9 protein-coding genes are annotated in these 8,259 nt (G+C 59.2%); 4 read left to right on the top strand and 5 right to left on the bottom strand.

Going from position 1 to position 8,259, the window contains the following annotated elements; genetic code table 11:
- Positions 1-88 precede the first annotated feature (88 nt).
- The 4 genes from QOC89_RS09045 to QOC89_RS09060 all read right to left on the bottom strand — a co-directional run bounded on the left by QOC89_RS09045 (position 89) and on the right by QOC89_RS09060 (position 2,857).
- Positions 89-499, bottom strand: coding sequence for an aminotransferase class I/II-fold pyridoxal phosphate-dependent enzyme (locus QOC89_RS09045; protein ID WP_323044718.1), 411 nt, complete (start codon positions 497-499; stop codon positions 89-91).
- Positions 471-599: a hypothetical protein gene (locus tag QOC89_RS09050; protein ID WP_323044719.1), complete on the bottom strand. Its 129-nt coding sequence runs from the start codon at positions 597-599 to the stop codon at positions 471-473. Before QOC89_RS09050 ends, QOC89_RS09045 begins: the two co-directional genes overlap by 29 nt.
- 90 nt (positions 600-689) lie before the next feature.
- A complete protein-coding gene (locus QOC89_RS09055; RefSeq protein WP_323044711.1) occupies positions 690-1,931 on the bottom strand; it encodes an FAD-binding oxidoreductase in 1,242 nt (413 codons plus the stop codon).
- 137 nt (positions 1,932-2,068) lie between these two features.
- On the bottom strand, positions 2,069-2,857 hold the full coding sequence (locus QOC89_RS09060) for an ABC transporter substrate-binding protein (RefSeq protein WP_323044712.1): 789 nt from the start codon (positions 2,855-2,857) through the stop codon (positions 2,069-2,071).
- Positions 2,858-3,098: 241 nt separating this feature from the next.
- On the opposite strand from QOC89_RS09060, the gene QOC89_RS09065 reads away from it, so the two are divergent.
- Together QOC89_RS09065 and QOC89_RS09070 are read left to right on the top strand one after the other, a co-directional pair.
- Complete coding sequence (locus tag QOC89_RS09065) at positions 3,099-4,070, top strand: ornithine cyclodeaminase family protein (RefSeq protein ID WP_323044713.1); 972 nt, start codon at positions 3,099-3,101, stop codon at positions 4,068-4,070.
- Between the two features lie 39 nt (positions 4,071-4,109).
- Complete coding sequence (locus tag QOC89_RS09070; RefSeq protein WP_323044714.1) at positions 4,110-4,754, top strand: helix-turn-helix transcriptional regulator; 645 nt, start codon at positions 4,110-4,112, stop codon at positions 4,752-4,754.
- Positions 4,755-4,926: 172 nt separating this feature from the next.
- Here QOC89_RS09070 and QOC89_RS09075 read toward each other — a convergent pair whose 3' ends face one another.
- Complete coding sequence (locus tag QOC89_RS09075; protein WP_323044715.1) at positions 4,927-6,648, bottom strand: hypothetical protein; 1,722 nt, start codon at positions 6,646-6,648, stop codon at positions 4,927-4,929.
- A gap of 71 nt (positions 6,649-6,719) precedes the next feature.
- On the opposite strand from QOC89_RS09075, the gene QOC89_RS09080 reads away from it, so the two are divergent.
- Together QOC89_RS09080 and QOC89_RS09085 are read left to right on the top strand one after the other, a co-directional pair.
- Entirely contained in the window at positions 6,720-6,971 is a 252-nt protein-coding gene (locus QOC89_RS09080; protein WP_323044716.1) for a hypothetical protein, read from the top strand.
- Positions 6,972-7,309: 338 nt separating this feature from the next.
- Positions 7,310-7,501 carry a hypothetical protein gene (locus QOC89_RS09085; RefSeq protein ID WP_323044717.1) on the top strand — a complete coding sequence of 64 codons (192 nt, stop codon included), beginning with the start codon at positions 7,310-7,312 and terminating at the stop codon, positions 7,499-7,501.
- Positions 7,502-8,259 lie beyond the last annotated feature (758 nt).

Here is an 8,259-nt window from a genome sequence, read left to right on the forward strand (position 1 = left end):
TCGACAAGCATGCAGGTGTTCCATTTCATTCGGGCTGGACACAACGGCGCAGGACTATCCGACCCACAACACGCAATGCCTGCAGGACTTATTGCCGCACTCGATAATTCGCGAGAAATTCCGCTACCCTGGCGAGTCCTGCTTCAAGCACATTCCGGTTATTCGCATAGCCGATCCGCAGGTAGCCTTCCATATCCAGCGCACTGCCCGGCGTGAGCATCACGCCGGTTTGTCCGATCAGCGCGGTGCAAAATTCCAGTGACGAAACCGAAAGACTGTATTTCAGCAGCGCAGTCGTTCCCGACTTCGGCTTGATATACGACACAGCCGGCTCGTTCGCCACCCATGCGTCCAGAATCGCCAGATTGGTACGGACGATGTCGTGATTGCGGGCAAGAATCGCCGCCCGGTTTTCAAGTGCGATAGAAGCGAAGTGGTCGTCGATCATGCCGACGCTGATCGTGTTGTAGTCACGATGAATCGCCACGGCGCGAATCAACTCCTTTGGACCGGCAATCCAGCCGAGCCGGAGACCGGCAAGCGAGTATGTTCTCGTAGAGATCCATCCAGCGTTCGACACCGAAGTCCTTGATCTTCATTTCAATCTCCTTGGTGATTCGATCTCGCGGTTCGGAGATGTGCTTCGAATCAGCGATGATTGATCGATGAACCCGATTGGCTACCGTCGCTTACCGGAACCGCTCAGGACGAAACGGATAGGGATCGGCGCAAGGCTCGGCGCCTGTCATCATTTCCGCGAGCAAACGACCCGTCACGGGACCCAGCGTCAAGCCGTGGTGGTTGTGGCCAAACGCAAACCAGAGTCCGCGATGGCGAGGCGCTCGCCCGATCACAGGCCGCATGTCGGGCGTACAGGGGCGCAACCCGAGCCACGGCGCTTCATCCAGCCGCCGGCCCAAGCCGAACACCGGCCGGGCCTCGCTCTCCGCGCGCGCAAGCTGGATACCCGTCGGCGCGGCATCGCGCCGGGCGATTTCAACACCTGTCGTCAGACGCAGCCGGCCTTCCATCGGCGCGACGACGTACCCTCTCTCGGTGTCGACAAGCGGCACCGAGAGCATCGCGTTGGTGGCCTCGTAGTGCATGTGATATCCGCGTTTCGCGCGCAGCGGTATGCGATATCCGAGCGGCGCAAAAACCGTGTCGGACCATGGCCCAAGTGCGACAACCACCTCGTTGGCGCTGATCCTGCCTTGCGCGCTCTGCACGGTCCATGCGCCGGCTTCCTGACGGACGGTGCTTGCATCTCCGAGCAGAAGCGTACCGCCGCCGTCTTGGAACAGCCGCGCATATCCCTTCGTCAACGCGCCGGGATTGGAAATACTCTTCGGATCCTGCCAATGCAACGCGCCGCAAAAGCCGGCCCGCAAGCCAGCTTCGCGCGCCTGAAGCCGTTCCGCGTCGAGCGCCGCGACGCGCAGTCCATATTGAGTCGCGGTCGCTTCGGCGGCTGCGGCCTCCCGTTCAAATTTCGTTTGTGTGCGAAATGCCTCGATCCAGCCACCGTCGTGCACGAACCTCGCAAGGCCCGCACGCGCGATCAGCGCGTCGTGCTCGGCGACGCTCTGCCGGATCAACGGCAGCATGTCGCGCGCGGCAGCCTCGAGCCGCTCAGGCGACGACTCCCACCAGAACCGCGCAAGCCAGGTAGCAAAAGACGGCAACGCCTGGTAGTCCCAGTAAAGGTCGGTCGACCGATTGCGCAGGTAGCGCAGCAACGTAGCGAGATCGCGTGGAAAGCCATAGGGAATCACCGACGACCGCTCGATCAGACCTGCGTTGCCAAAACTGGTCTCCTCGCCTGGGCCGCGCCGATCGACAAGGGCCACACGGCGTCCGCGATCCTGCACATGGAGCGCCGACGACACGCCGACAATCCCGGCCCCCAGCACGATCACATCGAAATCCATAGGCTCGCTCGAATGTCCCAATCTGGCTCATGTTGGCTCACGCGCCTGCATGTGCCAACGCACGCCTGAGTCCAGTGAAACTCGCTCAGGGTCTGCATGATCCGGTGCGAATCGATTCGCGCCGGATCATGCACGCATCACTTCGCGATGATGTCGCGCTTGAAATACTTCTGCGAAAGATTGCTGAGCGTACCGTCCTTCTTTAAGGCATTGAGCGCGGCATCGATCTTTCCGGCCAATGCCTTGTCGCCCTTGCGCATGCCAAAGCCGGTCCCTTCGCCAAGCGTGGCAGGATCGCTGAGCGGCTGGCCGACAATCGCATAGTCATGGCCCGACGGTTTGTTCAGGAAACCATCCTCGACAGTCTGCGCTTCCTGGACGGCGGCATCCAGGCGTCCGGCAACGAGGTCGGCATACACCTGGTCCTGATCCTGGTACGAGACAATCGATACGCCTGCATTCGCCCAGTGTTGCTTGAGGAAATCTTCCTGCGACGATCCCTGCAGGACCCCGACGCGCTTACCCTGCAAGCTCTTCGCATCCGGCAGCAACGGAGAACCGCGCTTTGCCACCATCACGATCGGCACCACATAGATTGGCGGCGTGAAATCGATGGACTGTTTGCGCTTGTCCGTGATGTTCATCGCGGAATTGATGACATCGAATTTGCGCGCCTGCAACGCGGGAATCAATCCGTCGAACGAATTCTCCACCCACTCGCATTTCACGCCCATCTTCGCGCAGACCGCGTTGCCGACGTCAACGTCGAATCCCTGCAACTGCCCTGCCGGCGACTTGCTCTCGAACGGCGGATACGCTGCCTCGATACCGAAACGCAACGTGCTTTGAGTCTGTGCGCTGACGGTGCCGACCGAACCGATCAACGCAGCAGCGACGAAAAGTGAGAGTGAAAGCTTCAGAGGCATGGTGAGTCCCAGTGTAGTTGAAGAGTCGCTGATTCAGGGCACGGACGATCGCCGAGGGTGCGACTGCGAGAAGCTGCATGAGAGATGCAATGAAACCGGCCCTCACACTCGCCCTGGACTCACAGTCTATTCTGGACATGCACAAATGCAAGCGATTTTCAAAATAAAAGTCCAGATTGGACTTTTTGACTTTACAATTGTGTCGACGCCGCCAGCCGGCAACGATACGGAGAGCAGGCCCATGAACAGCACAGACAACCGATTCCCATTGATCGTCCAGCAGGAGGCGGTGCGTAAAGCGCTGCCTCATCTCGATGTGCGGGGCGCGTTGACGCGTATGTTTCTCGCGCTTGCGGACGACTCCGCGGTGCAGCCGCCCCAGACCTTCACGCCGTTTCCGCAAGGCACCGGCGATTTCATCGCGTACCTCGGGGTCATGGCGGACGCCGGGGTATTTGGCGCCAAGCTGTCGCCGTACATCGTGACTGAATCGAAACCGGTCATTACGGCGTGGACCGCGTTGATGTCGATGGAAACGGGCCAGCCTTTGATGTGGTGCGATGCGGGTCTGCTCACCGTCGAACGCACCGCCGGTGCGACCGCGGTCGCGGTGGATCACCTTGCGGCGGCGGATGCGCGCCGGCTCGCCATCGTCGGCGCGGGTGCGGTGGGACAGGCTCACTTGCGCCACCTCGCGGCCCTGCGCCGATGGGACTCGATCAACGCGTATTCACCCGGCCTTGCGGTGAACGAGGCGAAACGCGCGGCGCTCGGCGCTATCCATGACCGGGTGCGGGTCTGCACCCAGCTTGAAGATTGCTTGCGCGATGCCGATGTGGTGGCGTTGTGCACGTCCTCAGGCACGCCGGTACTATTGGAAGAAATGCTGACGAAGCCGGCGCTCATCACGTCGATCAGCACGAACGTCGCGAATGCTCACGAAATTCCGCCCGCGTGGCTTCGAGACATGGACGTCTATTGTGACTACCGGCAAACCACGCCTGCCAGCGCGGGGGAAATGAAATTGGCCGCGCAATTGCATGACTGGTCGCCGGCGAGCGTGCTCGGCGACCTGCCTGAGCTAGTGTCCGGCAGAGCCAGAAAGCCCTCATGGCGACAGCACGCATTTTTTCGCTCAATTGGACTCGGACTTGAAGACGTGGCGATCGCCAACGAATTATTCAGACACGTAGCCGGGCAGTGCAACGATTAAGATGCAGACTTTCCGGGAACTGGAATTTCACTCACCCCTATGCGAAAGACTAAGACAACGGCCGCACGCAAGCTTCTTCTGGATCGATACGGCCGTGTCGCCGACGGTATCGCGCTGCTCTTTTTTCCGTACGTTGAGATCGTCCTTCATGACTTGCAAAGCCAGACCGTTGCTTACATAGCAAACAACCTGTCCAAGCGCGAACTCGGAGACGAATCCGCACTGGAAGAAATCGACCATTCGGCCGAGTCAGGCACGATCGGTCCATATGAAAAGATCAATTGGGACGGCCGGCGGATGCGCTGTGTCAGCACCGTGCTCTTTGACGACGCTGGCGTTGCCGTCGGCGTGATGTGCGTGAACTACAACATTGCGGTCTTCGAGGACATGAAACATGTCATCGACCGCGTCATTTCCGGCGCTGGTGTGATCAAACAGCCCGAGGAATTATTCAAGGACGACTGGCAGGAACGGATCAACACGTTTCTTCACGCATGGCTTCAGGAGCGCCAGTTGGCGTTGAATTCGCTGACCCGCGACCACCGTCGCGAACTGGTCGAAGCCCTTTGGGCAGAAGGCGCATTCAAGGGGAAAAGTGCTGTGAACTACGTGGCGAACGTGCTGGGGATGGGACGCGCCACCGTGTATCAGCACATAAGAGATCTGCGGGACATGGCAGCCTGAAAAAAACGCGGACAGGGGCTGCAAGCATTCGATTGGGGTGACGACGCGCCGCGCTGCCTGATCGTTGCGCAAGCAACAGGCTTTGCGATCGGCTGCTGGCCGGGAAAATTGATCGACGCGCCGCCGCTATCACCCGCGGCGCGTCGATACTACTCAGCCTTAATGGCCCGTATTACTGGCCCATGTACCCGACCGGCACAGTCGAATTGGCCTTGGCCACCGTCGCGTTGTTCGACACGATGTACTGCGGCACCTCGGTGAGGGTCAGCGTGACTTTGCCGTTGGTATAGGCAACCGTGCTGGTATTGCCGTAACCATCGATCTTCGTCACATTGCCAGATGTTCCGGCGCTGTCGACCTGAAGCGAATAGCTCGTCGAGTATGTCTGGCTATAGAGGCCATTGCCGGTGGGCCATTGCGCATTGCTGTGCGCCCACGCAGCAGTCACCACCTTGCCGTTGCCGAGTTGCTGGAACGCATACGCAAAGGTTCCGGACGGCGCACCCGTGACCCGGCCCAACGTATTCGTGCCATCCAGCACACGAGTCATCGTGGCGAATGCCATCGCCTCGGGCTTCGGCGAGAGGTTCGTTGCGCCGTACCCGCCTTGTGCGTCATTCAGATCGAAGAACGAACCGTATCCCACTTCGCCCGGATAGTCAGGACCGTAGAACAGCGTCGTCAACTGCGCGCCGCCGCCAAGCACAATGATGTGCGAGCGCACGCCAACCGCCGCATGCGCGAACAGCTGGTTCTGCGACGGCACCGTGGGGCCGTAGTTGAGACCCGGATCGTAGCTCGTACCTGCTTCGGTGAAGAACAGCTTCATGTTCGGCTTGCCTGCCTGCATGACCGAACGCAACTGCGTCATCTGGTTGTCGAGCGCGTTCGCCTGGTTCGCCGGATTCGGATCCGAGTCCTGCAATTCAGGCGGATGAGCCGGATAAGTGCCCGCGTTCCAGTAGCCATGCGTCGAGACTGCATCGATGTAATTCCACAGACCCAGCGCACCGAACTTCTGCAGATAGCCGGTCGTGCAGGTGTCGCAATTCGCGGCGAACGGGTTGCCGGTGCCCATCACGACGGCATTCGGATCGGTTGAGTGGATGCCCTGATAGGCGGCCTTGTACATGGCGACGAAGTTCGCGTCGCTATCCGCCCAGCCGAGGCTCGGCTCCCACGTCACCTGATAGTAATTCTTTTGCTGGTTCGGGTAGTTTGCAGCGCGGATCAGGCTCGTATCGGTACCGACCTTGGCCATGAAGCTCTGGAATTCCGGCATGTTCAACGGCGCGTAATAGCTGTCGTTGAACTGGCCCGTCTTCGAATCCCATGCAGGCAGTCCATCGAGACGCACGATGCGCATCTGATCGGGATTCGCCTTATAGAACGGATCGAGGTCGTTCACGCTCGGCGTGTACGTATTCGGACCATTGGGTTCCATCGCCGATACCTCACGGTCGTCGATGGTCCATGAGATGCCCAGATCGTGCAGCGCGGCGATGTTGCCGTTGAAGCCCTGCATGCCGAAGCGGTGCTGATCCTGATGAGCGTACGTGACGGTGCCGAGCACCGGCGTCAGGTTCGGCAGCACGCCGAAGGTAGCGATGCCCACCGGACGCGTTCCGGTGTTCGGCAACGTGCCGCCGTTTGAGCGCAGCGTCGCGGTCAGCGCGCCATAGCCCGACCACGTCGACGTGCACGGAATCGAATTGGTTTGCACGCCGGCACTCACCGCAAAACTTCCCTGCGTCTTGATCGCGCCAGTCGAATCCGCTACGGACCAGACGACCGTATCCGCGTTCGGTGCGTTCGTCGTAATCGCGAGCTTGAACGGTGCGTTGTTCTGGAAAATGCGCATGCCGTCGGTGGTGGGGGTATCGGCGCTGATCACGCCGTTCGCGGTCCCGCCAGCCGTGTGAGTGGGCGTGCCGCACGAGAGGGTCGAGCTGCCCGGTGCTGGCGATGGCGTTGGCGTTGGCGTTGGTGCTGGCGATGGCGTTGGTGCTGGCGATGGCGTCGGTGCTGGCGATGGCGTCGGCGTCGGTGCTGGCGCTGGCGTCGGTGTCGGTGTCGGCGTCGGCGTTGGTGTCGGTGTCGGCGTCGGCGTTGGTGTCGTGCTGGCGGCAACCGCTCTCACCCAGCATGATTTGCCGTAACCGTACGCGGGATCTGTCTGCGAAACTGCGCCGACATAACATCCAACGCCGTTGCTAAAGCTACGCGGGGCCGTCAACATGACCGACGGCGCGTTCGGCGGCACTGCGCCGAACACCACCGAGCCTGTTCCGAGGAATTTACAGCTACCGTTCTCTTGTGCGCACAACTTGTATTGCTGCCCTGAGACGGTGATGGTGCTTGCCTGAGCCTGCGCGTTTTCTGCACCAAACCATGCCAACACGGTTGCTGCCGCAACCCCTAAAAGTTTGAAGTTTCTCGTCATTGTCCGTATGTATCGGTGAAAAGCAGGTTGTCCCCGAGGATGAGCAAGATCGAACTAAGCCGTCCCGCCGTGGCGTTTTTTGAATACAGAGAGAGTTGAAGCGGCGAACGCGATGACTGCGTTCATTGCTGATGAAGCTGACGCTTCCGATGTACCGTTATCCGTTAGCCGATGCCGTCAGGCGTTCGAACGCGCGCTGATTGCTACGACAGCGCTGGACGTTTCGATCTGTCACCAGACAACGGATATTTATTACGTCATGCTTACTATTAGGCAAAAAATCTCACTCGACGATGCACTGTGAGTGATGACACTTTTTGAGCTGCCGCGCCGAGCATCCAGATCCACACATAGCCGCGACCCGTGCTCTACATACTCATTGCGTGACGAGTTCTGTCAACGTTGCGTGTAGCTGGCGTCACCATCCACCCGCTTGGCGCAACGGACGAAACCTTGCATGAGTGATCAACGGCGCGACGACGATATGGCCAATAAAAACTGGTCTGTTGCGCGCTATCAGTTCAGCGCAGCGTCGAAGCGACAAACGAATCCTCTTCGTCGCATTAAATCTCTACATTTAGGATGACTTAAAGTCCACTCAGCTCCTTTTCACTTCTGGCGGTGCATCGCGGTGCGAGCCGCGGACACACATTGGCCAAATCAAATCCGCGAGGAGAAGCCTCGTGCGGAACGTTAACCTAATTGGGTTTCGAGCCTAATTCGGACGAGACACCACAGTGAATAACGATGACAAGTCGCGCTCAAGTCGATCGACTCAGTCGCAATCAGAGGACGCTGACCCCGGCGCCGCACACAAACCCACCCACGCAATCTTTACTGAATGGAAAAGGTTTTGGCGCCCGCCCGGCATTACTTACATCAACGTTTGGCAGACGAATTATAAACGTTTCATTCCTGTAACGTTGCCACAGTCTGGGGTGATAAGTAGTACTTCCAAGGAACTCCCGTGAAACACTCCCGATAATTTTCCAAAGAAGGGAAAATGGAAAATCTCTGCCTCAGTGGCGCGAGCAAAACGCAAGTATTTGACTCTTGTCAAAT

Origin of the sequence: Paraburkholderia sp. (genome assembly GCF_034668105.1) — a bacterium.
In the GTDB taxonomy this organism is placed as follows: domain Bacteria; phylum Pseudomonadota; class Gammaproteobacteria; order Burkholderiales; family Burkholderiaceae; genus Paraburkholderia.

Coding starts and splice junctions, on each gene's coding strand:
- QOC89_RS09050 (WP_323044719.1), bottom strand. CDS start 599: ATGAAGATCAAGGACTTCGGTGTCGAACGCTGGATGGATCTCTACGAG.
- QOC89_RS09055 (WP_323044711.1), bottom strand. CDS start 1,931: ATGGATTTCGATGTGATCGTGCTGGGGGCCGGGATTGTCGGCGTGTCG.
- QOC89_RS09060 (WP_323044712.1), bottom strand. CDS start 2,857: ATGCCTCTGAAGCTTTCACTCTCACTTTTCGTCGCTGCTGCGTTGATC.
- QOC89_RS09065 (WP_323044713.1), top strand. CDS start 3,099: ATGAACAGCACAGACAACCGATTCCCATTGATCGTCCAGCAGGAGGCG.
- QOC89_RS09070 (WP_323044714.1), top strand. CDS start 4,110: ATGCGAAAGACTAAGACAACGGCCGCACGCAAGCTTCTTCTGGATCGA.
- QOC89_RS09080 (WP_323044716.1), top strand. CDS start 6,720: ATGGCGTTGGCGTTGGCGTTGGTGCTGGCGATGGCGTTGGTGCTGGCG.
- QOC89_RS09085 (WP_323044717.1), top strand. CDS start 7,310: ATGACTGCGTTCATTGCTGATGAAGCTGACGCTTCCGATGTACCGTTA.